This is a genomic window from Kitasatospora sp. NPDC033851 (assembly GCF_055576085.1).
This window is the reverse complement of sequence record NZ_JBVIRL010000003.1, coordinates 49,712-73,251: the sequence shown is the minus strand read 5'-3', so window position 1 is coordinate 73,251 and position 23,540 is coordinate 49,712. Positions and strand designations below refer to the sequence as shown.

25 protein-coding genes, 1 tRNA gene and 1 pseudogene are annotated in these 23,540 nt (G+C 71.7%); 11 read left to right on the top strand and 16 right to left on the bottom strand.

What is annotated here, in order from left to right; all coding sequences use genetic code 11:
- The first annotated feature begins 168 nt into the window (after window positions 1–168).
- Window positions 169–1,050, top strand: coding sequence for a tyrosine-protein phosphatase (locus ACZ51D_RS07130; protein ID WP_360496472.1), 882 nt, complete (start codon window positions 169–171; stop codon window positions 1,048–1,050).
- A gap of 73 nt (window positions 1,051–1,123) precedes the next feature.
- Here ACZ51D_RS07130 and ACZ51D_RS07125 read toward each other — a convergent pair whose 3' ends face one another.
- From ACZ51D_RS07125 to ACZ51D_RS07105, 5 genes are all read right to left on the bottom strand, one after another.
- Window positions 1,124–2,059, bottom strand: a complete 936-nt coding sequence (locus tag ACZ51D_RS07125) for an RNA polymerase sigma factor SigF (protein ID WP_360496469.1) — start codon at window positions 2,057–2,059, stop codon at window positions 1,124–1,126.
- Window positions 2,060–2,203: 144 nt separating this feature from the next.
- Window positions 2,204–3,004 carry an RNA polymerase sigma factor SigF gene (locus ACZ51D_RS07120; protein WP_465622398.1) on the bottom strand — a complete coding sequence of 267 codons (801 nt, stop codon included), beginning with the start codon at window positions 3,002–3,004 and terminating at the stop codon, window positions 2,204–2,206.
- A gap of 395 nt (window positions 3,005–3,399) precedes the next feature.
- Window positions 3,400–3,693, bottom strand: coding sequence for a Dabb family protein (locus ACZ51D_RS07115; protein ID WP_360496466.1), 294 nt, complete (start codon window positions 3,691–3,693; stop codon window positions 3,400–3,402).
- 188 nt (window positions 3,694–3,881) lie between these two features.
- Window positions 3,882–4,046 carry a hypothetical protein gene (locus tag ACZ51D_RS07110; protein ID WP_465622326.1) on the bottom strand — a complete coding sequence of 55 codons (165 nt, stop codon included), beginning with the start codon at window positions 4,044–4,046 and terminating at the stop codon, window positions 3,882–3,884.
- Window positions 4,047–4,958: 912 nt separating this feature from the next.
- On the bottom strand, window positions 4,959–5,429 hold the full coding sequence (locus tag ACZ51D_RS07105) for a hypothetical protein (protein ID WP_465661472.1): 471 nt from the start codon (window positions 5,427–5,429) through the stop codon (window positions 4,959–4,961).
- 337 nt (window positions 5,430–5,766) lie between these two features.
- Here ACZ51D_RS07105 and ACZ51D_RS07100 point away from each other — a divergent pair.
- A pseudogene (locus ACZ51D_RS07100) lies at window positions 5,767–5,985 on the top strand (site-specific integrase); the annotation flags it as partial.
- Window positions 5,986–6,058: 73 nt separating this feature from the next.
- On the opposite strand, the gene ACZ51D_RS07095 reads toward ACZ51D_RS07100, so the two are convergent.
- The 4 genes from ACZ51D_RS07095 to ACZ51D_RS07080 all read right to left on the bottom strand — a co-directional run bounded on the left by ACZ51D_RS07095 (window position 6,059) and on the right by ACZ51D_RS07080 (window position 7,909).
- Window positions 6,059–6,148, bottom strand: a tRNA-Ser gene (locus ACZ51D_RS07095).
- A 93-nt stretch (window positions 6,149–6,241) separates the two neighbouring features.
- Entirely contained in the window at window positions 6,242–6,769 is a 528-nt protein-coding gene (gene tadA / locus ACZ51D_RS07090; protein WP_396287917.1) for a tRNA adenosine(34) deaminase TadA, read from the bottom strand.
- Window positions 6,770–6,795: 26 nt separating this feature from the next.
- A complete protein-coding gene (locus ACZ51D_RS07085; protein WP_360496463.1) occupies window positions 6,796–7,353 on the bottom strand; it encodes a tRNA adenosine deaminase-associated protein in 558 nt (185 codons plus the stop codon).
- Window positions 7,354–7,672: 319 nt separating this feature from the next.
- On the bottom strand, window positions 7,673–7,909 hold the full coding sequence (locus tag ACZ51D_RS07080; protein ID WP_360496460.1) for a hypothetical protein: 237 nt from the start codon (window positions 7,907–7,909) through the stop codon (window positions 7,673–7,675).
- Window positions 7,910–8,120: 211 nt separating this feature from the next.
- On the opposite strand from ACZ51D_RS07080, the gene upp reads away from it, so the two are divergent.
- Window positions 8,121–8,756 carry a uracil phosphoribosyltransferase gene (upp, locus tag ACZ51D_RS07075; protein WP_360496457.1) on the top strand — a complete coding sequence of 212 codons (636 nt, stop codon included), beginning with the start codon at window positions 8,121–8,123 and terminating at the stop codon, window positions 8,754–8,756.
- An 88-nt stretch (window positions 8,757–8,844) separates the two neighbouring features.
- Here the strand turns inward: upp and ACZ51D_RS07070 are convergent, their stop codons facing one another.
- Window positions 8,845–9,534, bottom strand: coding sequence for a LytR C-terminal domain-containing protein (locus ACZ51D_RS07070; RefSeq protein ID WP_360496454.1), 690 nt, complete (start codon window positions 9,532–9,534; stop codon window positions 8,845–8,847).
- A gap of 266 nt (window positions 9,535–9,800) precedes the next feature.
- On the bottom strand, window positions 9,801–10,097 hold the full coding sequence (locus ACZ51D_RS07065; protein WP_030061387.1) for a type II toxin-antitoxin system VapB family antitoxin: 297 nt from the start codon (window positions 10,095–10,097) through the stop codon (window positions 9,801–9,803).
- Between the two features lie 213 nt (window positions 10,098–10,310).
- Here ACZ51D_RS07065 and ACZ51D_RS07060 point away from each other — a divergent pair, with 213 nt between their 5' ends.
- Window positions 10,311–11,909 (top strand): helicase HerA-like domain-containing protein, encoded by a 1,599-nt coding sequence (locus ACZ51D_RS07060; protein WP_465622358.1) that lies wholly within the window; start codon window positions 10,311–10,313, stop codon window positions 11,907–11,909.
- Window positions 11,910–11,983: 74 nt separating this feature from the next.
- On the opposite strand, the gene ACZ51D_RS07055 is transcribed toward ACZ51D_RS07060, so the two are convergent.
- Together ACZ51D_RS07055 and ACZ51D_RS07050 are read right to left on the bottom strand one after the other, a co-directional pair.
- Complete coding sequence (locus ACZ51D_RS07055) at window positions 11,984–13,150, bottom strand: hypothetical protein (RefSeq protein WP_465622359.1); 1,167 nt, start codon at window positions 13,148–13,150, stop codon at window positions 11,984–11,986.
- Window positions 13,151–13,257: 107 nt separating this feature from the next.
- Window positions 13,258–13,923: a rhomboid family intramembrane serine protease gene (locus tag ACZ51D_RS07050; protein WP_465622361.1), complete on the bottom strand. Its 666-nt coding sequence runs from the start codon at window positions 13,921–13,923 to the stop codon at window positions 13,258–13,260.
- Window positions 13,924–14,007: 84 nt separating this feature from the next.
- On the opposite strand from ACZ51D_RS07050, the gene ACZ51D_RS07045 reads away from it, so the two are divergent.
- Entirely contained in the window at window positions 14,008–14,526 is a 519-nt protein-coding gene (locus tag ACZ51D_RS07045; RefSeq protein WP_465622363.1) for a YbhB/YbcL family Raf kinase inhibitor-like protein, read from the top strand.
- A 163-nt stretch (window positions 14,527–14,689) separates the two neighbouring features.
- Here the strand turns inward: ACZ51D_RS07045 and ACZ51D_RS07040 are convergent, their stop codons facing one another.
- A complete protein-coding gene (locus ACZ51D_RS07040; RefSeq protein ID WP_360496439.1) occupies window positions 14,690–15,658 on the bottom strand; it encodes a helix-turn-helix transcriptional regulator in 969 nt (322 codons plus the stop codon).
- Window positions 15,659–15,808: 150 nt separating this feature from the next.
- Here ACZ51D_RS07040 and ACZ51D_RS07035 point away from each other — a divergent pair, with 150 nt between their 5' ends.
- Together ACZ51D_RS07035 and ACZ51D_RS07030 are read left to right on the top strand one after the other, a co-directional pair.
- The gene (locus ACZ51D_RS07035) at window positions 15,809–17,284 is read left to right on the top strand and encodes an MFS transporter (protein WP_465661470.1); all 1,476 of its coding nucleotides are present in this window, start codon (window positions 15,809–15,811) and stop codon (window positions 17,282–17,284) included.
- Between the two features lie 71 nt (window positions 17,285–17,355).
- On the top strand, window positions 17,356–17,577 hold the full coding sequence (locus ACZ51D_RS07030; RefSeq protein ID WP_465622366.1) for a KTSC domain-containing protein: 222 nt from the start codon (window positions 17,356–17,358) through the stop codon (window positions 17,575–17,577).
- On the opposite strand, the gene ACZ51D_RS07025 is transcribed toward ACZ51D_RS07030, so the two are convergent.
- Together ACZ51D_RS07025 and ACZ51D_RS07020 are read right to left on the bottom strand one after the other, a co-directional pair.
- Window positions 17,550–17,834, bottom strand: a complete 285-nt coding sequence (locus tag ACZ51D_RS07025) for a DUF2087 domain-containing protein (protein ID WP_465622367.1) — start codon at window positions 17,832–17,834, stop codon at window positions 17,550–17,552. The genes ACZ51D_RS07030 and ACZ51D_RS07025 overlap by 28 nt on opposite strands.
- Before the next feature lie 43 nt (window positions 17,835–17,877).
- On the bottom strand, window positions 17,878–18,522 hold the full coding sequence (locus ACZ51D_RS07020) for an HhH-GPD-type base excision DNA repair protein (protein WP_465661468.1): 645 nt from the start codon (window positions 18,520–18,522) through the stop codon (window positions 17,878–17,880).
- Window positions 18,523–18,783: 261 nt separating this feature from the next.
- Here ACZ51D_RS07020 and ACZ51D_RS07015 point away from each other — a divergent pair, with 261 nt between their 5' ends.
- The 4 genes from ACZ51D_RS07015 to ACZ51D_RS07000 all read left to right on the top strand — a co-directional run bounded on the left by ACZ51D_RS07015 (window position 18,784) and on the right by ACZ51D_RS07000 (window position 23,520).
- Complete coding sequence (locus ACZ51D_RS07015; protein ID WP_465622370.1) at window positions 18,784–19,131, top strand: DoxX family protein; 348 nt, start codon at window positions 18,784–18,786, stop codon at window positions 19,129–19,131.
- A gap of 364 nt (window positions 19,132–19,495) precedes the next feature.
- Window positions 19,496–21,979, top strand: a complete 2,484-nt coding sequence (locus ACZ51D_RS07010) for a terpene synthase family protein (protein WP_465622371.1) — start codon at window positions 19,496–19,498, stop codon at window positions 21,977–21,979.
- 142 nt (window positions 21,980–22,121) lie between these two features.
- The gene (locus ACZ51D_RS07005) at window positions 22,122–22,919 is read left to right on the top strand and encodes a VOC family protein (protein WP_465622372.1); all 798 of its coding nucleotides are present in this window, start codon (window positions 22,122–22,124) and stop codon (window positions 22,917–22,919) included.
- 88 nt (window positions 22,920–23,007) lie between these two features.
- Entirely contained in the window at window positions 23,008–23,520 is a 513-nt protein-coding gene (locus ACZ51D_RS07000; protein ID WP_360496406.1) for a DinB family protein, read from the top strand.
- The last annotated feature ends 20 nt before the right edge of the window (window positions 23,521–23,540 follow it).

The following is a 23,540-nucleotide window of genomic DNA, read 5'->3' as shown; positions in this document are numbered from 1 at the left end:
CTACACGTGGTTACCGACGGTGCGGCTCGTCGGTGCGGGCGCGACACCTACACTGTCGTCGTTGCGCATGACACTCTTGCACATCTTGCCGATCCAATGGGCAGGTTCATGCAATATCGGGCACCGCTGTGCCATGTGACAGTCCGAATATGCAATGGGGGCGCCCGTATGGCCGATCAGCAGACCGAGTCCGGGAGAATCGGGGGCGCACGGATATCGGCGTCGGAACCGGCCGGAACCGAGCTGGTCGGCCGCAGTCTCGGGCTGCGCGGCGCGGTCAACGCGCGTGATCTGGGCGGGTACCGGACCGCCGACGGGCGGACGCTGCGGTGCGGGGTGGCCCTGCGCAGCGATGGCCTGAACCACGTCACCGCCGAAGACCTGGGCCCGCTCGGCGCGTTGGGCCTGCGCCGGGTGGTGGACCTGCGCAGCATGGACGAGATCCGCGACGCCGGCCAGGATCGCCTCCCCGGCGGCGTCATGTTGCATCAACTGCCGTTGCTGGCAAAGGACTTCGACATCTATCTGATGATCAGGGGAGCCCTGGCCGACCCCAGCCCGCAGCGGCAGCGCGCGCTGCTCGGCGAGGGCCGGGCGAGCGCGACGATGGCCGGCCTCTACCGCTGGTTCGTCACGAACCCGGTGGCACGCGAGCGCTTCGCCGCCCTGCTGCGCCTCCTGGCCGCCCCGGACGGGCCGCCGCTGCTGTTCCACTGCTCGGCCGGCAAGGACCGTACGGGATGGGCGGCAGCGCTCCTGCTGACCGCCCTCGGGGTGGACCGCGAGACCGTCGTCGCCGACTACCTGCTCACCAACGAGCGCTCCGCCGCGGTCGTCGACCGGGTGCTGGACGACTTCGCCGCCCGCGGCCTGATGCGCGAACCCGAACTCCTCCTGCCGGTCTTCCGGGCCGACCGCGCCTACCTGGACGCGGCCTTCGCGGAGGTCGAGGCCGGCTGGGGCGGCTTCGACCCGTTCTGGCGGGAGGGGCTCGGGCTGGACGACGACGTGCTGGCCGGACTGCGCGTCAACCTGCTGGACGGCAGCTGAAGTCGAGCAGCTGAAGTCGAGGGCGCGGCTCGGCCCTCGCTCGAAGTCGGGGGACGGGCTCAGCTCCCGCTGATCAGCCCTCGCTGATCAGACCCTCGCGGAGCTGGGTGAGCGTCCGGGTGAGCAGCCGGGAGACGTGCATCTGCGAGATGCCGATCTCCTCGCCGATCTGCGACTGGGTGAGGTTGCCGAAGAACCGCAGCATGATGATCCGCCGCTCGCGCGGCGGCAGCTTGGCCAGCAGCGGCTTCAGCGACTCCCGGTACTCCACGCCCTCCAGCGCGAGGTCCTCGTAGCCCAGCCGGTCGGCCAGCGGCCCGTCGCCGTCGTCCTCGCCGGAGCCGGAGTCGAGCGAGCTGGCGGTGTACGCGTTGCCGACCGCGAGGCCCTCGACCACGTCCTCCTCGCTGACGCCCAGGCAGACGGCCAGCTCGGCGACGGTGGGGGAGCGGTCCAGTCGCTGGGACAGCTCGTCGCCGGCCTTGGTGAGCGCCAGCCGCAGCTCCTGGAGCCGCCGCGGCACCCGGACCGACCAGCTGGTGTCCCGGAAGAAGCGCTTGATCTCGCCGACCACGGTGGGCATCGCGAAGGTGGGGAACTCCACCCCGCGCTCCGGGTCGAAGCGGTCGATCGCCTTGATCAGGCCGATGGTGCCGACCTGGACGATGTCCTCCATCGGCTCGTTGCGGCTGCGGAAACGCGCGGAGGCGTACCGGACCAGCGGCAGGTTGAGCTCGATCAGGGTGTCGCGGACGTAGGTGTGCTCCTCGCTGCCGGGCTCCAGTGCGGCCAGCCGCAGGAACAGCGAGCGGGAGAGCGTCCGGGTGTCCAGCCCTGCGCCGGGCGGTGCCTCGGGTGCCGGGTCGGCGCCGAGCGGCGTCTTTGGTGCGGCGTCGGGGCCGGGCGGCTCGACGGACTCGACCCGCTGCCGCGGGACCAGGGCCTCGGCGACGGCAGTGCCGTTGGCCTGACCAGCGTGGATCTCCGCAGTGCCCAGCTCTCCGGACATGCACCCACCCCCTCGTGACTGTCACTTGAACGGGGGCCCTCGCGCGGAGGTTCCCGGCGGGGCCCTCCCCCCTCCATACCGGAACACGGTGCACGGCAAACCCGAACGTCGCAAGATGTCACACGGGGGTAACGCGCTGCAATCTCATTCTTCCCAGGAGTTGCCGGTCCGAAGCCGGGTGAGGATCCGCGAGAGCAGCCGCGAGACGTGCATCTGGGACATCCCCAGCTCGGTGCTGATCTGGGACTGGGTGAGGTTGGCGAAGAACCGCAGCATCACGATCCGGCGCTCCCGCTCGGGGAGTTGGACCAGCAGGTGGCGGACCATGTCGCGGTGCTCGACCTCGGCCAGCGCGGAGTCCTCGTAGCCGAGCCGGTCGAGCAGGGCGAGCCCGCCCTCGTGCTCCTGGGCGGCCTCGAGGGAAGCCGCGTTGTAGGCCCGCCCGGCGTCCAGGCAGGCCCGGACGTCCTCCTCGGGGATCCGCAGGCTGGCGGCGATCTCCGGCACCTTGGGCGCCCGCCCGTGCAGCACCGTCAGTTCCTCCATCGCGCCGCTGACCTGGACCCACAGCTCCTGGAGCCGGCGCGGGACGTGCATGGTGCGGACGTTGTCCCGGAAGTAGCGCTTGATCTCGCCCAGGATGGTGGGCAGCGCGTAGGTGGGGAACTGGACGCCGCGCTCGGGGTCGAAGCGGTCGATCGCGTTGATCAGGCCGATGGTGCCGACCTGGACGACGTCCTCCATCGGCTCGCTGCGGCTGCGGAAGCGGGTGGCCGCGTAGCGCACCAGCGGGATGTTCACCTCGATCAGCGCGGCCCGGACCCGCTCCCGCTCGGGGGCGTCCGGGGGCAGCTCGGTGAGCCGCTCGAACAGCACCCGGGTCAGCGTCCGGACGTCCACGGCGGGCCGGCCGCCGGGGCCGCCGCGCAGGCCGTCCGGGCGCAGCTCGCCGGCCGGGCTGATGATCGCAGCCAGAACCTCGTCCACGGACACGTCACCCCTCCCATAGTCGACAACGGCGGCGGGCCCTGCGGATCGGGTGTCGCGGCTGGTTCACCACCTCGCCATGTCCGGCAAAACCGGTCATAGCATCACAAGGTGGGCACAGGTCGGGCAAGCACCCGGTGGAGGTGTGTTGGTCGGGTGTTCAACCTTTACCGGGTCCAGCGGTGAAGCGCCGCAAGGGTCGTTCCGGGACAGAGCACGGCGCCCCGTCCGGAGGTCGGACGGGGCGCTGCGGGCCGTCCGAGGGAAGGACGGGGACGGACTCCGGGCGGGAGCGGACCGGGATCGGTTCGCGATCGGGCCGGGACCGGGCCGGGATCGGGTCGGACGGGGGCTCAGACCTCGATGTCGGCGATCACCCAGGTCGCGAACTCGCGCCACTGGCCCGCCGCGGCCTGGTGGGCCGGGTGGGTCAGGTAGGCCTGCAGGGCGGTGCGGTCCTCGACCAGGCTGTTGATCGCATAGTCGTACGCGATGTCCCGCTCGGTGGTGTTCCAGCCGCAATCCCACTCGCGCAGCTCGGGGATGACCGCGCCGAGTTCGGAGAACGCCTTGGCGCCGGCGAGCGCGCGCTCGTCGTCCTTGCTGACGCCTTCGTTGAGCTTGAACAGAACCAGGTGCCGGATCACGATTGCCGCTCCTCGCGGACGGGGGGTGAGGGTCCCGCCCACCGTAGCCGGTGTGCCGAGGTCGGTGGACGGCCGTCCGCCACCCGGGCGCGGGCCACCTGCCCGGGCCGGTCCACTCGAGCGGCGGTCCGCTCGGTCGGCCCGATCTACCTGGTCAGCCTGGTCACCCGGTCACCCGGTCACCCGGTCTACCTGATCAGCCCGGTCATGAAGGTGCCGACCGCCTTGGCCGCGTTCGAGATGCCCTCGAACCCCAGCTGGACGAGTTCGGCGGACCGGGCCGGCGACGTGATGATCGAGTAGAGCACGAAGACGAGCAGGAGGACCATGCCGATCTTCTTCGCCTGCGCCATCGGGTGACCTTCCTCCCAGCTGTGGGCCGCCGTCGTTCGGTCCCCGAGCGGCCTGCAGGGGGCAGCTTATCCACCCGGACGGGCTATCAAGTGTGTGACGCGTTCGGCCGGCGGGACGAAGGTCCCCGCGAGTGGGGCCTTTCTCCGGGTGCCCGGCCGCGACCCGGGCGGCAGGATGGATGACGTACCGAGGATCTGGCAGGAATCCCCGGTACGTGGATCCGGAGCTCCCCGCTGTGGGACCGGCCGCCGCGGCTTCCCCCCGACGCGGTGCCGGTTGTGGGACTCCGTCGGGGGAGCGGTCAGTCCCCCCGAGCCGCTCCCCCTCCAGGCTCCGTACGAGCCGGGTGTCGGTGGTCGTCGGCCCGGTGTGCGGAGCCATTTCCATGTCAGAGGGCGGACACGTCCGAGGGTGCGTCCGTCCGAGGGCGCGCGGAAACGCCGAGGGCCCGTCCGGATCGGACGGGCCCTCGGGCTTTCTGGCGGTAGCGGTGGGATTCGAACCCACGGTGGAGTTGCCCCCACACACGCTTTCGAGTTCTGAGGTGGCGATCAAGGGCCTTGGTCGCCGCCGTGGTGAAGGCCGTCCCACCTCGTTCCCGCCGGTTTCCTGAACTGTGGCGAACTCTGGCGACCGGGGATGAACGAGACGAGAACTGAGACGAGAATCGTGGCCCGACCAGCGCCCCCGCTACGAGTCATTCCGAAGTGATCGTGATCAGCTTGTCGATGGGCAAGGGGCCATTCGGGGGTGTGCTGCTGATCAGTGGACATGCAGGCCTCCCGCGCCAAGGCGGGCTTCGCATCCCCTGAGAAGCCGGCGAAGTAGATGACGCTCGCCGCGCAATGGAGGCCGGAGCTGGTGCTGCGTGTCCCGGGTCGCTTACGACAGCTGCCGAATCGCTCCGGGGTTCAACTCAGCTGGTCGCGCACGAGATCAAGGAATGCCTGTCGGCTCGGACGGATGTGCGCCCAGACCTTCTCGTCCTGCGGATCTTCCGGATCTTCGGGACCCTTCCTGATCACCTCCTGCACTGCCCACGCGAGGCTGCGTGCCGCTTCGCCGACCTCGGATGCGCACAGTACATGGATCGTCTTCTGCATCACCCACACCCTGTCAAGGACCTGCCGTGCCCGGGCCTGCCACTGCTCGTCAGCCAGGTTGTGGTGATACCGATCCACCGCGACTCGTTCAGCTTCCTGCACCGCAGACAGAAATTCGATGAGGTGAGTAAGCCGCTCGTTGCGGCGCGCCTCGGCACGTTCACGAGCACTGCGGCGCGCCTCGCCGCGTTCCAAGGCGCGTCCTGCCGAGCGCTGGGCCAGCATCGACATGAGCCCGCCGAGCAGGACGCCGATGAGCGGCGCAAGCGTTGTCCACACAACGTCCGACTATGACATCGATGGCGTGAACACGGTACGGGGTTCGGGCAATCTCGGGCGGGGGCCGGGACGCGGCCAGGTCGTCGCCGCCTTCGACAACGGCGGGCAGCAGACGGCGGAAGATCTGAGATCTTCGCGCTGCCCCTGGTCGCTCTTGGCCACAGCGCGGACCGGGAGATCCAGCACGGGCGGCCATGGCTGCGACGTCCGGTCTCGGTGGCGCGCTGGCCTACGGCGTCGCTGTCTGGCCTCCCACTTGCGGCCCGAGAAGAATGCGCCATGCGCCTACGGGTTCCCCCTGCTGAGCGCGTTCAGGTGCTCAAGGTACGTCTGCGTAGCCGCGACGGTCCTCCTGCTGCTCGGCGTGAGCGAGCGCGCGGTGATGGCCACCATGGGCTGGTCGTCCACCGCCATGGCCGCGAGGTACCAGCACATGGTGGATCCGATCCGCCGGGACATCGCCAAGCGGGTCGGCGGGCTGCTCTGGCAGTCGGCGGAGGCCCGCGCCGAGGCTGAGCCGGACGCCTCCGAGCAGGGCCCCGAAATGGGCAAGTGAGACGGAAACTGAGACGACGAACGAACGAAGCCCCGTCCGGATCCCGGGCGGGGCTTTCGTTTTTACTGCTCAGTGGCGGTAGCGGTGGGATTCGAACCCACGGTGGAGTTGCCCCCACACACGCTTTCGAGGCGTGCTCCTTTGGCCGCTCGGACACGCTACCGAGGGGAACTCTACCGGACGGGTGGCTCAGGGACGAAATCCTTCTCGGAGGGCTGTCGGCGGGCGCCGGGAGGGTGTTCGGCCGGGAGGGGGTTCAGCGGTGGGTGTCGAAGAACGCCCGCAGCTGCTCGCCGCACTCCTCGGCGAGGACGCCCCAGATCACCTCGGGGCGGTGGTTGAGCCGGCGGTCGCGCATCACGTCGAAGAGCGAGCCGGCCGCGCCGGCCTTCTCGTCGAGGGCGCCGTAGACCACCCGGTCGATCCGCGAGAGCACGATGGCGCCGGCGCACATCGTGCACGGCTCCAGGGTGACGACCAGGGTGCAGCCGGAGAGCCGCCATTCTCCGATCTTGGCGGCTGCCTGCCGGATCGCGACCACCTCGGCGTGCGCCGTCGGGTCGCCGACCGCCTCGCGCTCGTTGTGGCCGCGTCCGATCACCTCGCCGTCCGGGCCCAGGACGAGCGCCCCGACCGGGACGTCCCCGGTGGCCGGCGCCAGGGCGGCCTCGGCCATGGCGAGGCGCATCGGCGCCGACCAGCGGTCGCGGACCGGGTCGGGGCGGACGGGGGCGGGCAACGGGGGGACGTACGGGACGGGCTGCGCGGTGGATGCGGGCTGCATGGCATCCAGTGTCGGGTATCCGGCCGCTACCGGACGGCCTCCAGGACCTCACCGCAGCCCAGGGCCTCGGCGATCTGCTCCAGTGCGTCGCCCGGCACCGCGCCCTCGCCGCTGAGGGAGAGCAGCTCGTCGGAGGCCAGGCCGAACTCGGTGAGCAGGTGGGCGTCGCCCAGCGGGCCGACCGGGACGCCGCCGTGCGGCTCGGCGTCCTCGTCGTCCAGGTCCTGGGTCTCCTCGTCCTCGTCCAGCAGGTGGTCCAGGTCGCCGAACTCGCTCTCGCCGGCCTGGTCGACCAGTTCGTCGGTGAGGACGGAGCCGTAGGAGCTGCGGGCGGCGGCGGCGCCGTCCGACACGAAGATCCGCGGGTCGTCCTCACCGTCCACGCGGACGATGGCGAACCAGGAGTCCTCCTGTTCGATGAAGATCAGGACGCTGTCGTCGTCCTGCGTGGAGTCGCGGGCCAGGTCGGCCAGATCGGCCAGGGATTCGACGGTGTCGAGCTCGGTCTCGCTCACATCCCACCCGTCCTCGGAGCGAGCAAGCACTGCAGCGAAGTACGCCACCAGGGACACTCCCAAGATCATCGGTCTCGGCTGTCGGCGCGCTCGGGCAACGCGGAAAACTGGCCGCCCCCGCGCCAGAGGCGGCCCGCTTGTTCGGACCGTCCCCTCGGAATCGTGACAGAAAGCCCGCCCTTGCGGGGGGTGTTCGGCAGCGCGTCTTTGCAGGTCGTGTCGGAAGGGCCGGGCCGCGGAGGGCGGAGTCGCGCCGGGGCGGTCCGAAGCCGGTCGAAATTTGCTCCGAACGCCCGCCGGGGCCGATCGCGGCCTGCCGTGGGGCCAGCCGTGGGGCCAGCCGTGGAGCGCGCCGTGGACCTCGCCGCGGACCCCGCCCGGAGGCCCGTCAGATCCGGAAAGTTCGCATCCGCATGGCCTCGCGCATCCGCCGTTCCTTGGTCCGCCGGGGCTGGACCCGCTCCCGCAGTTCGCGCGCCTCGGTGAGCTCGCGCAGGAAGACGGCCCGCCGCTTGCGGCGCTCCGCCTCGGTCTCCGGAGGGTCGTGCGGCGGGCCCGGGCTCGGACCCGCCCCGCCGACGGGCTCGCCCGCCGAGCCGTCCCCGGCCTTCGGGTTGCTCGTCATAAGACGTGACATTCCCAGAACGGCCCGGTTGATACCACAGCAGACGCATCCGTCCGGACATTCGCCCTGCGTCACGGCGTGTCACGGCGGGGTGACCCGGCCCGTCGCCCGGTCCGTCAGCCGGCTCGTCACCCGGCCCGTCACCAGGTCCGATGCCCCGGCCGGGCACGGCGTGTCGTACAGGCGTCCAGACCCGGGCTAACCTCGGTACATGCGTCTCCACGTCGTCGACCACCCCCTGGTCGCCCACAAGCTCTCCACCCTGCGCGACGAGCGCACCGACTCGCCGACCTTCCGTCGCCTGACCGACGAGCTGGTGACCCTCCTCGCCTACGAGGCCACCCGGGACGTCCGCACCGACGAGGTGGAGATCACCACGCCCGTGGCGGTCACCCACGGCACCCGGCTCAGCTACCCGCGCCCGCTGGTGGTGCCGATCCTGCGGGCCGGTCTGGGCATGCTGGACGGGATGACCCGCCTGCTGCCGACCGCCGAGGTGGGCTTCCTCGGCATGGTGCGTAACGAGGAGACCCTGGAGGCCTCCACCTACGCCACCCGGATGCCGGACGACCTCTCCGGCCGCCAGGTCTACGTGCTCGACCCGATGCTGGCCACCGGCGGCACCCTGGTCGCCGCGATCAAGATGCTGATCGAGCGCGGCGCCACCGACGTCACCGCCGTGGTGCTGCTGGCCGCCCCCGAGGGCGTCGAGCTGATGCAGCGGGAGCTGGCGGACCTGCCGGTCACCGTGGTCACCGCCGCACTGGACGAGCGGCTCAACGAGAACGGCTACATCGTCCCCGGCCTCGGCGACGCGGGCGACCGGCTGTACGGCACCGCGGGCTGAGCCCCTCAGGAACAGCAGGAACAGAACGACGAGGGCCCTCCGGCGTGCTGCCGGAGGGCCCTTCCGTTCGTGCCGTTCGTACCGGGTGTCAGCAACTGCCGTTCGCGGTCGGGGTGGGGGAGGGCTTGGTGGCCAGGGCGAGGGCGGCGGCCGCCTGGGTCTCGTCCAGCAGGGCGTTGTAGCTGTCGCCGATCACGAAGTCCACGCTGGTGTCGGTGCGGGCGTCGGCGGTGACGGTGGCTCCGGCGATCTGCGAGCCGACCAGGGTGCCGGCTCCGGCGCCGGTCGGGCCGGCGATCACCTGGGCGGTGCCGGGCACCTTCTTGTCCAGCTCGGCCGGGGCGTTGCCGACCTTGCCGATGGTGAAGCCGCGCTTCTTGAACTCCTCGGCGGTCCGCCCGGCCAGACCGGCCTTGGTGGTGGCGTTGTAGATGTTCACGGTGACCGTGGCGGGCTGCGGGACGGCGTGCGGGTCGCCCTGGGCGGCGGCGGGCGCGCCGGAGGCGGCGGGGGCGCCCGGGGTGGCGCCCGGCGTGGGGGCGGCCAGCGGCTTGCCGGACGCGGTCGCGCAGGCCTGGGCGGAGGAGTTCTTGTTCCTGCCCGTGAAGATGTCGTACAGCTGCAGGCCGCCGAGGGCGATCAGGGCCAGGGCGAGCAGACCGGCGAGTGCGGCGATCACCTTGCGGCTCTTCTTCGGGGGCCGGCCAAGCCGCGGGTAGGAGTTGCCGGTGATGCGGTACTGCTTCCCCTTGAGGCCTTGGGGAGTCAACATGCTCATGGTTTGTCTCCCCCTTGTACCGGGGCGGGGTCGGGATGACGGTCGGCCGGGTAGGGGCATCTCCCGGTGCGGGCGGATTCCCTGGTCGCGGCCGTAGTCAGCAGCGTAGTGCCGTACAGCTGCGAAGGTACTAAACGATCATCATCTGGAGTACCCCGGTACCCGAAAGGGGGTACCGGGCACACGTGGACCGCCCTCCGCCGGGGTGGCGAGGGGGCGGTCGGGAAGCCTGCGGTGGATGGGACGAGCCCGGTGCCGGCGGCCCGTCACTCCATTTCGAGGACGCGGGCGTGCAGCACCTGGCGCTGCTGCAGCGCGGCCCGTACGGCCCGGTGCAGCCCGTCCTCCAGGTAGAGGTCGCCGTGCCACTTCACCACGTGGGCGAAGAGGTCCCCGTAGAAGGTCGAGTCCTCGGCCAGCAGGGTTTCGAGGTCGAGTTGGCCCTTGGTGGTCACCAGCTGGTCGAGCCGCACCGGACGCGGGGCGACGTCAGCCCACTGTCGGGTGCTCGTCCGGCCGTGATCCGGGTACGGCCGCCCATTGCCGATGCGCTTGAAGATCACACGGAAAGCCTACCGTTTGGGCGGCGAATGGCGCAGCAGCCGCGACGGTGCCACGCGCGCCGGTGTGAACTGCGGGTGGATGAATGCGGCTGTTTGATGGGAAATGTCGCGAACATCGGCCCGGTACCGATCGGGTCCGGTTCCGGCGCCGAAGCGTTCCGACGCGTTTTGATGCGTTCCGACGCGTTCCGATCCGCCCGGGAGTGTGCACCGATGTCCTCCGCCCCCACCCCCCAGGCCGTCCGGGAGATCGCCGACGGGTACGCCTTCACCGGGCCCGCCCTCGACCTCGGTGCGGTGCTGCTGGACGGCACCGTCTACGCGGACGCCCAGGTGCGCATCCCGCTGGGCGTGCTCAACCGGCACGGACTGGTCGCCGGGGCCACCGGCACCGGCAAGACCAAGACCCTGCAGCTGATCGCCGAGCAACTCTCCGGACAGGGCGTGCCGGTGTTCCTGGCCGACATCAAGGGGGACGTCTCCGGCGTCGCCGCGCCCGGCACGCCGAGCGAGCGCACCAGCGCCCGGGCCGCCGAGGTCGGCCAGCAGTGGGCCGCGCAGGGCTGCCCGGCCGAGTTCTACTCGCTCGGCGGGCAGGGCGCGGGCATCCCGATCCGGGCCACCGTCACCAGCTTCGGACCGCTGCTGCTGTCCAAGGTGCTCGACCTGAACGAGACCCAGGAGTCCTCGCTCAGCCTGGTGTTCCACTACGCCGACAGCAAGGGTCTGGAACTCTACGACCTCAAGGACCTGACCGCGGTGATCGCCTTCCTCGCCTCGCCCGAGGGCAAGGAGGAGCTGAAGACCATCGGCGGCCTCTCGGCGGCCACCGCCGGGGTGATCCTGCGCGCGCTCACCGTGCTGGAGAACGAGGGCGCCGGGGCGTTCTTCGGCGAGCCCGAGTTCGACACCGCCGAACTGCTGCGGACCGCGTCGGACGGCCGGGGCGTGGTCTCGGTGCTGGAACTGCCCGCCGTGCAGGACCGGCCGCGGCTGTTCTCCACCTTCCTGATGTGGATGCTCGCCGACCTCTACCAGGAGCTTCCCGAGGTCGGCGACCTCGACAAGCCCGAACTGGTGTTCTTCTTCGACGAGGCGCACCTGCTGTTCAAGGGCGCCTCCAAGGCCTTCCTGGAGGCGATCACCCAGACCGTGCGGCTGATCAGGTCCAAGGGCATCGGCATCTTCTTCGTGACCCAGACGCCACGGGACGTCCCGTCCGACGTGCTGGCGCAGTTGGGCAACCGGGTGCAGCACGCGCTGCGCGCCTTCACCCCGGACGACGCCAAGGCGCTCAAGGCCACCGTCTCGACCTTCCCGCACTCCTCGTACGACCTCGGCGAGGTCCTGACCTCGCTCGGCACCGGCGAGGCGGTGGTGACCGTCCTGTCCGAGAAGGGCGCGCCGACACCCGTCGCGGCGACCAGGCTGCGGGCGCCGCAGTCGCTGATGGGGCCGATCGAGGCGGAGGCGCTGCGGACGGCCGTGGACGCCTCGCCGCTGACGGCGCGCTACCGGGACGCGATCGACCGGGAGTCGGCGTACGAGAAGCTCGCGGCGCGGGCACCCCGGCCGGAGGCGGCGCCGACTCCGGTGCCGACGGAGGGGGCCCCGGAGCCGACTTCGGAGCCGGCTTCGGAGCCGGCTTCGGAGCGGCGGGAGTCCCGGGAGGCGCAGAAGGAAGGTGTGGGTGGGCTGCTCGGGTCGCTGCTGAGCAATCCGACGGTGAAGTCCTTCGCGCGCTCGGCCGGACGGCAGCTCGGGCAGGAGATCTCGCGCAGCCTGTTCGGGACGTCCAAGCGGCGGCGGTGACGCCCCGGCCGGAGTGGACGGATGGCGGTGGGGACGGCGGTGACGGCGGTGGCGGCGACGGTGGTGGCGGTGGTTCAGCCGGAGAGCGCGGCGCCGATCCGGTCCAGGGAGGACAGGCGCATCAGGCCGTAGTGGTGGAACTCGACCTCGGGGACGCCGAGTTCGCGCAGGGTGGCGATCTTGGCGGCGAGGTTCTCCGGGCCGTCGCAGTCGGAGGACATCGGGCGCAGGATCACCGCCATGTCCCGTGGGCGGACACCGTGCAGAGCGAAGGCGGCGATCTTCTCCCGGACGGCCTCCGGCGTCCTGGCGTAGCCGAGCGTCTCGATCTGGTCGGCGGCCCTGGCGAGGGCGGGCAGGTCGATCCCGGAGAGCCAGCCCTTTCCGGGGCCGCCGCCGTCCATGAAGCTCAGCCGCATGCCGTGGCGCCGGGCCTGCTCGGACAGGTCGGCGGCCAGCGAGGTGACGGTGGCGGCGGAGGCGTCCACGTACGCGGCGAAGGCGCCGTCGGCGAGGGCGCTCAGGTCGGCGGGCTCGGCGGCGGCGGACTCGTCGGCCAGCCGGCGACGCACTTCGGCGCGGACGGCCCCGGCCGCCTCCTCGGCCGGGACGCCGGCGGCGGTGGCGGCGGCGCGGCAGTGCGGGCAGAAGCAGACCCCGAGCAGGGCCTCGGCGGTCGGGCCCAGCTCCTCGAAGTAGCGCTCGTGGTGGTAGCCGTGGCGCAGCCCGTGGAAGTGCAGCGACTCGGCGCGGATCGCGTCCACGCCGTACCGGGCCAGCTCGGCGACCAGGGTCAGCGCGTACGCGCGGACCTCCGGGTGGGCCGGGCAGAGCTCGGTGAGGTGGCGGTCGCCGAAGGCGTTGGCCGGGGCGCAGTCGGGGTGGGCGAAGCCGAGCCGGTCGTTGTGGCAGAACACCGTCCAGGCGTGCAGCTTCAGCCCCCGGCGGCGGGCCTCGTCGGCGGCCTCGGCGAAGGGGTCGCGCCCGCCGATGGCGGTGGAGGGCGTGGGCGCCAGGCGGCGGCCCCGCCAGGCGGCCGGGTCGGGACGGAAGTACGCCGCGCCCGGCTCCAGGTAGCGGACCACCCGGTGGGGGTTGTGCGGGAAGACGTCGCGGGCCCCGTGGTAGACCGAGGCGAGGGTGACGCCGCCGACCCCGGCGCGGTCGGTGAGGTTGCCGAAGAAGGCGTCGGCGCCCTCGTCGAGCAGGTCGGTGGCGAAGGCGAGGACGGACGACTCCACGGTGCGGCTCCGGGGCTGGGGGCAGGTGCGCTGTTCACGCCGCTGTTCACGCTAGCCGCAGGGGTGGGGTTGGTCTAGACCTGACCGGGGGAGTCGTGGAGGGGGCCTCAGAGGCCGAGGTCGTCCAGCTCCTTGAGCAGGGCGGACCTGGAGTCGGCCGGGGCGCCGGGCTTCGCGGCGGGCGCGGGCTTCGGCTGCGCCGCCCGGTTGCGGAGCAGGACGGCGGCGGCCAGTCCGCCGATCAGCCCGCCCAGGTGGCCCAGCCAGCTGATGTGCTCGTCGAGCGGCAGCACGCCGAGCAGCAGGCTCGAATAGAGGACGGCGACCACGATGCCGACCACCGCGTCCAGCACCTTGCGGTCGAGGACCCCGCGCAGCACCACGTAGCCGAGGTAGCCGTAGACCATGCCGCTCGCGCCGACCGTCACGGTGTTCGGGCGCTCCAGCAGCCAGATCGTCAGCCCGCCGGACACCGTGATCACGAGGCTGGCCAACAGGAACGTCCGCAGGCCGCGGTAGGCGGCCAGGAAGCCGAGCACGAACAGCGGCCAGGAGTTGGCCTCGATGTGATCCCAGCTGCCGTGCAGGAACGGCATGGTGAACATCTCGGGCAGATCGCCCAACTGCCCGGTGCGCAGGCCGTAGTCCCTCGACAGCCCGTAGTCGTCCAGCCAGTTCACCACCTGTACCGACCAGATGACGACCTGGAGTCCGAGCATCGTGAACAGCGCGCGGCGAGAGTCCGAGAACAACTGGGCGATTTTGGCGGCCATACGTCGACTCTAGGGGCGGCCGGATCGGACGTGCACCCCATTACAGTGACTCGTGTCATTCCGATCGTGAGAGGTGACCACCCCATGAGCAAGCGCCCGCCGCTGCCGTACGAGTTCCTGCCGCAGGTACCGTCCTTCGAACTGAGCAGTCAGGACTTCACCGAAGGCGGCACGCTGGCCCGGGAGTTCATCCACGCCGGCGGCAACCTCTCGCCGCAGCTGGCCTGGTCGGGCCTGCCGGCGGGCACCCGGAGCATCGCCGTCACCTGCTACGACCCCGACGCGCCCACCGGCTCCGGCTGGTGGCACTGGCTCGCCCTCAACCTGCCCGCCGACACCGCCGAACTGCCGCGCGGCGCCGGCGCCTCGGACGGCAGCCTGCCCGGCGCGGCCTCCTTCCACGGCCGCAACGACTTCCCGGGCAACAAGTACGACGGTGCCGCCCCGCCGCCCGGCGCCCCGCACCGCTACGTCTTCGCCGTGCACGCCCTGGACGTGGAGAAGCTGGACGTCGCCGCCGACACCCCGCCGGCGCAGGTCGGCTTCCACATCACCTTCCACACCCTCGGCCGGGCGCTGCTGACCGGTGAGTACGGGGTCTGAGCATGGCCGCCGGCCGATCGTCCGGTCGAGGTCCGGCGGCTGCCCGAGGACGAGTGGCGGGCCGGCCGCCGGGCCCTGACCTGCCCGGTCGACCCGGACGGGGAGCCGGCCGTCGAGCCGAGGAGCTGACGGACGGATGGGCGCGCAACGGTCCGGCCCCGGCCTAGCCCGCCCCTCCCGCGGCCCGGCCGGCGCGGGTGGCGACCGTGCGCAGGTGGTCGCGCAGCTCCGGGGGCTCGTGCACCTCGAAGTCGCAGTCGAGCAGCAGCAGTCCGCTTGCCAGCCACTTGAGGGACTCCGCGCGGGAGGTCAGGCGGCAGCTGTGGTCGTCGATCGGCTCGACCTCGTAGTCGCCGGTCCAGGGCATCCAGTTGTCGACCTCGGCGGCGGGGCGGTGCACGGTGGCGACCATGGTGTGGGCGTGCGTCCGGCGGCGCAGCTTGCTCGCCACGAACACCGCGGCGTTCTCGGCGGGCAACGGGCGCGGGGTGAAGCGGGCGCCGGTGGCGAGGGGGCCGCTCAGCCGGTCGACGCGGAACAGCCGCCAGTCGTCGCGGTCCAGGTCGAAGCCGACCAGGTACCAGCGGCGCCCGGTGGAGACCAGGCGCTCGGGCTCGACGTGCCGGCGGGTCTCGGCGCCGTCGCGGGCACGGTAGGCGAAGCGCAGGCGTTCGTGGTTGGTGACGGCGCCGGCGAGCACGGTGAGGTCCTCCGGGTCGACCGTCGGGCCGTCCCCAGTGAGCAGCGGCACGGTCGCGGTGTTGAGCGTGCCGACCCGGTGCCGCAGCCGGCTCGGCAGCACCTGGAGCAGTTTGCCGAGCGCCCGGACCGAGGCCTCCTCGATGCCGACGACCGCGTGCCCGGCGGCCGCCCGCAGCCCGACCGCGATGGCCACCGCCTCCTCGTCGTCGAGTAGCAGCGGCGGCATCGCCGTGCCCGCGACCAGCCGGTAGCCGCCGACCGCGCCCATGGTGGCCTGCACCGGGTAGCCGAGGTCGCGCAGCCGGTCGATGTCGCGCCGGATCGTCCGGGGGCTGACGTCGAGCCGCTCGGCGAGCTCGCTGCCGGGCCACTCGCGCGGGGTCTGGAGCAGGGACAGCAGGTTCAGCAGCCGGGCCGGGGTGTCGCTCATGCCCTCCAGCATGCCGGATGAACTGGGACAGGATCTGACCTACATGGCCCGTACTGTCGTGGAGGTCGAGATGAGCGAGAAGTACGGGACGTACGGGACGTGCGAGAAGTGCGGGGCATAGGGGACGTGCGAGAAGTCGAGGAGTACGGAATGAGCGTGGCGGGAGCCGACCGGCGGAGGTGGATCGCGCTGGCGATCGTGATGGTGGCCTCCTTCATGGACCTGGTGGACGTCACCATCGTCAACATCGCCATCCCCAGCATCCAGGCGGACACCGGCGCCTCCTTCAGCGCCGTGCAGTGGGTCACCGGCGGGTACGCGCTGGCCTTCGCGATCGGGCTGATCACCGGCGGGCGGCTGGGTGACATCCACGGCCGCAAGCGGGTGTTCCTGATCGGGATCGGCGGCTTCACCCTGGCGTCCGCGCTCTGCGGGCTGGCCGCCGGGCCGGAGATGCTGATCGCGACCCGGCTGCTGCAGGGCGGGACGGCGGCCCTGATGGTGCCGCAGGTGCTGTCGATCATCCACGCGACGTTCCCGGCGGAGGAGCGCGGCAAGGTGTTCGGCATGTTCGGCGCGGTGGTCGGACTGGGCGCCGTCTCCGGTCCGATGATCGGTGCGCTGCTGACGGAGGGGGACCTGTTCGGCCTGGCCTGGCGGCCGATCTTCCTGATCAACCTGCCGGTCGGCATCGCCGGACTGCTGCTCGGCCGCCGCTTCATCGACGAGTCGAAGGCCGACCAGGCCCTGAAGCTCGACCTGGTGGGCGTGGTGCTGGCCAGCCTGGGCCTGCTGATGCTGATCTACCCGCTGACCCACGGGCGGGAGGCCGGCTGGCCGCTCTGGGGATACCTGTCGATGGCCGGGAGCCTGCCGGTGTTCGCGCTGTTCGTGGCGTACGAGAAGGTCAAGACGCGGCGGGACGGCTCGCCGCTGGTGGAGCTCACGCTGTTCCGGGTGAAGTCCTTCGCGGCCGGGATCTGCGTGCAGCTGGCCTTCGGTGTGGCACTGGGCATCTTCTTCCTGGTCTGGACGCTCTACATGCAGATCGGCCTGGGCTGGAGCCCGCTCAAGGCCGGTGCGACCGGCATCCCGTTCTCGATCGCGGTCTCCACGGCGGCCGGGCTGTCGGTGCAGAAGCTGGTGCCGCGGTTCGGACGGAAGGTGCTGCAGGCGGGCGCGCTGGTGATGGCGGCGGGTGTGCTCACGTACATCTGGGAGGCCGACCGGTACGGGACGGCGATCTCGCCCTGGCAGATGGCGCTGCCACTGGTGGTGATGGGCCTGGGCATGGGGCTGATCGTCGCGCCGATCACGGACGCGGTGCTGGCGGAGGTGCCGCGCGAGCACGCCGGTTCGGCCTCCGGACTGATCAACACCGTGCAGCAGGTGGGGAACGCGCTCGGGCTCGGCCTGATCTCGGTGGCCTTCTTCGGGGCGATGGACGACGTGGTCGCGCCGGAGGCGGTCGGGACGGCGTTCGGCGGGGCCTTCGTGCACGCGCTGTGGTGGGTCGCGGGGGTGCTGCTGGTGGTGTTCCTGCTGATGTTCGCGCTGCCGCGGCGGCGCAAGGCCGTCGGTGCGGCCGCCGAGGACGTGGTGGAGCGGGAGGCCGCTCTGGTCTGACGGGACGCACCCGTTGTGAGGGCCCCGGTCGCGCCGCGCGACCGGGGCCCTCGTCGCACACTGGGAGGGCGATGGACCGTACGGCGGTGGACTCCTCGGTGCTGCGCTCGGTCGGGTACGACCCGGCCGCGCGGCTGCTGGAGCTCGAGTTCACCGGCGGGCGGGTGTACGTGTACGCGGGCGTACCGGCCCGGGTGCACCGCGAGCTGCTGGCCGCCGACAGCCACGGGCGGTACTTCGTCCGGCGGATCCGGGGGCGGTACGCCTACCGGCGCTCCGAAACCAGCCGGTAGCTGCTGCCGTCCCGGGGGCGGGCGAGGTGGCCGGCCTCGACCAGGGCGCGGCGCAGGGCGGGGGCGTCGTCGTGCACGGTGTGCAGCACGGCGTTGACCTCGGCCTCGGTGTAGCCCCGGCCGGCTTCGAGCAGGGTGTCGGCGAGGTGGGCCAGGAGCTGCTCCCGGCGGGCTGCCTTGCGGGGGACGGTGATCAGGCGCCCGTCGGGGGCGAACAGGGCGGACACACTCGGCGGCGTCGGGGCGGTTGCGGTCATGCCGGGAGCGTCGCCCGCTGGGGCGGGGCGGGGCAACCGGTTTTCAGTGCGCGCCGGTCGGAGTCGGCGCGGCCGTCGTCCGGGTGGTGGTGCGCGGTTTGGCGGCGGCCTTGGCCTCCTTCGCGGCTCGCTTCACCTCCTGCTTGAACTCCCGTACCAGGGTGAGAGATTCGGGGCCGGTGATGTCGGCGACCGAGCGGTGCGCACCCTCCTCGCCGTACGCGCCGGCCGCGTCGCGCCAGCCCTCGGGCCGTACGCCGTACTGCTTGCCGAGCAGGGCGAGGAAGATCTGCGACTTCTGCTTGCCGAAGCCGGGCAGGGCGTTGAGGCGGCTCAGCAGCTCCTTGCCGGTGCGGACGTTCTTCCACAGCGCGGCGGCGTCGCCGTCGTACTGCGCGACGAGGAACTGGCAGAGCTGCTGCACCCGTTTGGCCATCGCGGCGGGGTAGCGGTGGACGGCGGGTTTCGCGGAGAGGAGCGCGACGAACTCCTCCGGGTTGTAGGTGGCGATCTCGTGGGCGTCCAGGTCGTCCCGGCCGAGGCGCTGGGCGATGGTCAGCGGGCCGGTGAACGCCCACTCCATCGGCACCTGTTGGTCGAGCAGCATGCCGACGAGCGCGGCGAGCGCACTCCGCCCGAGCAGTTCGTCGGCCTCGGGCTGCTGTGCGAGCCGAACGGTGGCGTTCATGGGCTTGCCCTCCTCGGAGTTGACGTCGGGTCGGCGCCCAGTCTGGTGGACGCGGGGTTGACCGAGGCGGTCAACACGCCCGTACCAGGGGAAGTCTTGGTGTTCCAAGCCTTGCCATGCCTGCATTGTTCGTTGGCGGAGCGGTTGTTGGGGTCGCCGGAGGGGGCGCGGAATATTTTTTGCCCGCGCCTGTCACATCCGCCGGGGGCGCCGGGTCAGAGGGGTGTCGAACCGAATCGCCACCGAGTGGGGAGCACTTCAATGTCCGTCGCCTACACCATCGTCACCGTCCTCGGCGCCCTCATGGTCGGCTTCTCGGCCTACTCGGTCTTCGTCGGCTCCGAGTACGTCGTCAAGCCCCTCGCCGACTACGGCGTCCCGCGCGCCTGGTGGACCTGGCTCGGCGTCGCCAAGGCGGCCGGCGCCCTCGGCCTCCTGGTCGGCCTCGCCGTCCCGGCCATCGGCTACGCGGCCGCGGTCGGCGTGATCCTCTACTTCCTCGGCGCCGTCGTCACCGTCGTCCGCGCCCGGGCCTACACCCACCTCCCCGCCCCCCTGCTCTACGTCGCCCCGGTCGTGGCGGCGCTGGTCCTGCGGCTGGCGGCCTGAGGGGGACCGGCCCGAGGGGACTGGTCCGAGGGCCATCCGACGGGGGCGGACCGATCGCGGTCCGCCCCCGTGGAGTTGGGCCTTCGCGGCGGAAACGGGTGTTGTGCGGGTGGTGCGCGGGGGCTGGGGTGCGCGTGGGGGTGGGGGTGCGCTCGGCCGGATGGGTGGTTCTGGTGGGGGTGGGAGGGGTGGTGGGGCGGGGCCGTACGTACGATGCAGGGCTGGTCGCTTGCTCGGGCGGTCGTCCGAGCGGGAGTTCGAGCAGTTTGGTCATCTCATATGACTGTTCCTGTTGTGCCGGTGTGGAGTCCGGGTCGCGGGTCATTCTTGGTCCAATCGACGCGTCCAGAAAGGCTCGCCCGCCGTGACCCAGCCGTTCGAACTGCCGTCCTTCTACGTGCCGCACCCGGCACGCCTCAATCCCCACCTGGACGACGCGCGGGCCCATTCCACCGACTGGGCCCGGGAGATGGGCATGTTGGAGGGTTCCGGCGTCTGGGAACAGGCCGACCTGGAGGCCCACGACTACGGCCTGCTCTGCGCCTACACCCACCCCGACGCCTCCGCCGAGGCGCTGTCGCTGGTCACCGACTGGTACGTCTGGGTCTTCTTCTTCGACGACCACTTCCTCGACATGTTCAAGCGCACCAACGACCGGGAGGCGGGCAAGGCGCACCTGGACCGGCTGCCGCTGTTCATGCCGGCCGACCCGGCCACCCCCACACCCGAGCCGGAGAACCCGGTCGAGGCGGGTCTGGCCGACCTCTGGCGGCGCACCGTTCCGGTGATGGGCGAGGACTGGCGGATCCGGTTCGCCGAGAGCACCCGCAACCTGCTGAACGAGTCGCTCTGGGAGCTCGCCAACATCAACGCGGGCCGGGTGGCCAACCCGGTCGAGTACATCGAGATGCGCCGCAAGGTCGGCGGTGCGCCGTGGTCCGCCCAGCTGGTCGAGTACGCCGCTGCCGCCGAGGTACCGGAAGAGGTGTCGGGCTCACGCGCGCTGCGGGTGCTGATGGACGCCTTCTCCGACGGCGTGCACCTGCGCAACGACATCTTCTCGTACCAGCGGGAGGTGGAGGACGAGGGCGAACTGAGCAACGGCATCCTGGTGCTGGAACGCTTCCTGGAATGCACCACCCAGGAGGCCGCCGAGGCGGTCAACGACCTGCTCACCTCGCGGCTCCAGCAGTTCGAGAACACCGTGTTCACCGAACTGCCGGTGCTGTTCGCGGAGACCGGGATCGGCCCGGAGGGCCGAGCGAAGGTCATGGCGTACGTCAAGGGCCTGCAGGACTGGCAGTCCGGCGGGCACGAGTGGCACATGCGTTCCAGTCGGTACATGAACGGCGCTGGGGAGTCGGCGGATTCGGGCGGCGAGGTGGCGCCCGGGGCGGGCGGCGCGCTGCCGGGGCTGCCGGGCACCGGTAGCTGGTGGGACCAGTACGCGATCGGCGGCATCGGCACCTCGGCGCTGGACATCCTGCGCAGCGGCGCCGCGCGGGCGACCGCAGGCGAGGCCCAGCAGGCGGTGAAGGCCGCGGTCACGGGCGGGGCCGGTCCGGCCGAGCGGCGGGCGCGTTCACACGGGCACGTGCCGTTCCAGGCCGTCGGTCCGTCCCGGCTGCCGGAGTTCAGGCTGCCGTTCGCGCTGTCGCTGAGCCCGCACCTGGACGGCGCCCGGGAGCGGGTCCTCGAGTGGGCCGAGCGGATGGGACTCCTGGAAGCCGACCCGGCCGTCCCCGGATCCGGCATCTGGGACGCCGAGTCGATGCGCGACTACGACCTCCCGCTCTGCGCGGCCGGCATCCACCCGGACGCCACCGCCGAGCAACTCGACATCGACTCGGCCTGGTTGGCCTGGGGCACCTGGGCGGACGACTACTACCCGGTGGTCTTCGGCCGCACCCGTGACCTCGCCGGCGCCAAGCGCGCCAACGAGCGGCTGACGCTGTTCATGCCGGTGGACGGCAGCCCCGCACCCGAGCCGGCCAACGCGCTGGAGCGCGGCCTCGCCGACATCTGGGAGCGCACCGCCGGTCCGATGACCGTCGAGGCCAGGGGGCGGTTCCGCAAGACCGTCGAGGACATGACGGCGAGCTGGGTCTGGGAGCTCGGCAACCAGATCCAGCACCGGATCCCGGACCCGGTCGACTACCTGGAGATGCGCCGCGCCACCTTCGGCTCCGACCTCACCGCGAGCCTCTGCCGCCTCGGCCACGGGCAGACGGTGCCGCCGGAGGTCTACCGGCACGGTTCGATGCGTGCGCTGGAGTACTCCGCCATGGACTACGCGGCCATGATGAACGACCTCTTCTCGTACCAGAAGGAGGTCGAGTACGAGGGCGAGCTGCACAACGTCGTCCTGGTGGTGCAGAACTTCTTCAACTGCGACTACCCGTCGGCGGTCCGGATCGTCGACGACCTGATGCACTCCCGGCTGAGCCAGTTCCAGCATGTGGCGCAGAAGGAACTCCCGGTCATGTACGAGGACTTCGGGCTGGAGCCGGCGGCGCGGGAGATCCTCGACGGGTACGTGAAGGAGCTGGAGAACTGGCTCGCCGGCATCCTGCGCTGGCACGAGGACTGCCGCCGGTACCGCGAAGCGGACCTGCAGCGGCACTTCGGGGCCGAGCGGGACCTGGCGATGGCGGCGGACGCCCGCCGGGCCGCTTCGGCGGGGGCCGAGCACGCCCCCGAGCGCTCGGCCGCCGTGGATCTTTCTCGGGTGACCGGCGTGGTGCCGCTCGGTCCGACCGGACTGGGCACGACCTCGCTGCGGCCGCCGCTGAGCGGGGCGGTGCCGAGCGGGGTGGTGCCGCTGAGCTGGGCGGCGTCGAAGGGCTGAGCGGTCGTCGCGACAGGTGACCACCCGGCGCACCCGTGCGGGCCATCCCGAGCGGGTGCGCCGCGTCGTGGCTAGGCTGGCGAGTCGGGGGCCGGCGTGCGCCTTCCGGCGTGCGCACTTCGCCGCACACGAGGGCAGAGAGATGGCTGCGCTACCTGAGGGCACACCCTGTTGGGCCGACGCGATGTTCACCGACGTGGAGGCCGCGAAGGACTTCTACGGGGACGTACTGGGCTGGACCTTCGGCGAGAGTTCGTCGGAGTTCGGCAACTACACGCAGGCGTACTCGGACGGCAAGGCGGTCGCCGCCGTCGTCCCACCGATGCCCGGCCAGCAGGCGCAGTCCGCCTGGTGCCTGTACCTCGCCTCGCCGGACGCCGGCGCCACCGCCGCGCGGATCCGCGCCAACGGCGGCGAGGTGGTCATGGGGCCGATGCAGGTCGGCGACTTCGGCACGATGGTGGTCGCCAAGGACCCGGGCGGCGTCGTGTTCGGCGTCTGGCAGGCCGGGCGCCACGAGGGCTTCGAGAAGCAGGGCGAGCCCGGTGCGTACAGCTGGGCCGAACTGGTGACCCGCGAGCCGGCGAAGGCGGACGCCTTCTTCCCGGCGGTCTTCCCGTACGACGTGAAGAAGATGGACTCCGAGGAGTTCGACTACCGGATGTTCCGGATCGGCGACCGGCCGGTGCTGGGCCGGATGGGGGCGGAGGGCGACTTCCTGCCGCCCGAGGCACCCTCGTACATCAGCGTCTACTTCGCCGTGGACGACACCGACGCCGCGATCGAACGGCTGACGGCGCGCGGCGGCAAGGTGCACTTCGGGCCGATGGACACCCCGTTCGGGCGGTTCGCGGCGGTCGGCGACCCGCAGGGCGCGGCCTTCGGGATCATCGACCTCGGACGGACGGTCGGCGAGCAGCCGAACACGGTGGACGTCTGATGGGGGCGTGGCTGTCGGGGGAGGGGTTCTCGGGCGAGCGGTGGTCGGGCGAGCGGTGGTCGGGCGCGTGCCTGCCGGGGCGCGTCCGATGAGCGAGCGCGAGGAACTCGTCGAGACACTCGACAAGCACCGCGGCCTGCTGCTGCGCACTGTCCGCGACCTCACCGACGCGCAGGCGGCCGAGCGGACCACGGTCAGCGAACTCTGCCTCGGCGGCCTGATCAAGCACGTCGCGGCGGTCGAGGCCCGCTGGGGGCGGTTCATCACCGGCGGCGCGGAGGCGATGCGGAGCGGGGACGCGAACCCGGGCGGGGACGGCGGCGCCGGGGCGTGGGCCGCCCAGTTCCGGATGGCGGACGGCGAGACGCTGGCCGGGCTGCTCGACGCGTACGAGCGGGTGGCGCGCGCGACGGACGAGCTGGTCCGGACCCTGCCCGACCTCGACCTCGCCCACCCGCTGCCGCCGGCGCCGTGGTTCGAACCGGGCGCGACCTGGTCGGCCCGGCGGGTGCTGCTGCACCTGATCGCCGAAACCTCGCAGCACGCCGGGCACGCGGACATCATCCGGGAGTCGCTGGACGGGGCGAAGTCGATGGGCTGAGGGCGGAACGGCACGCGTGA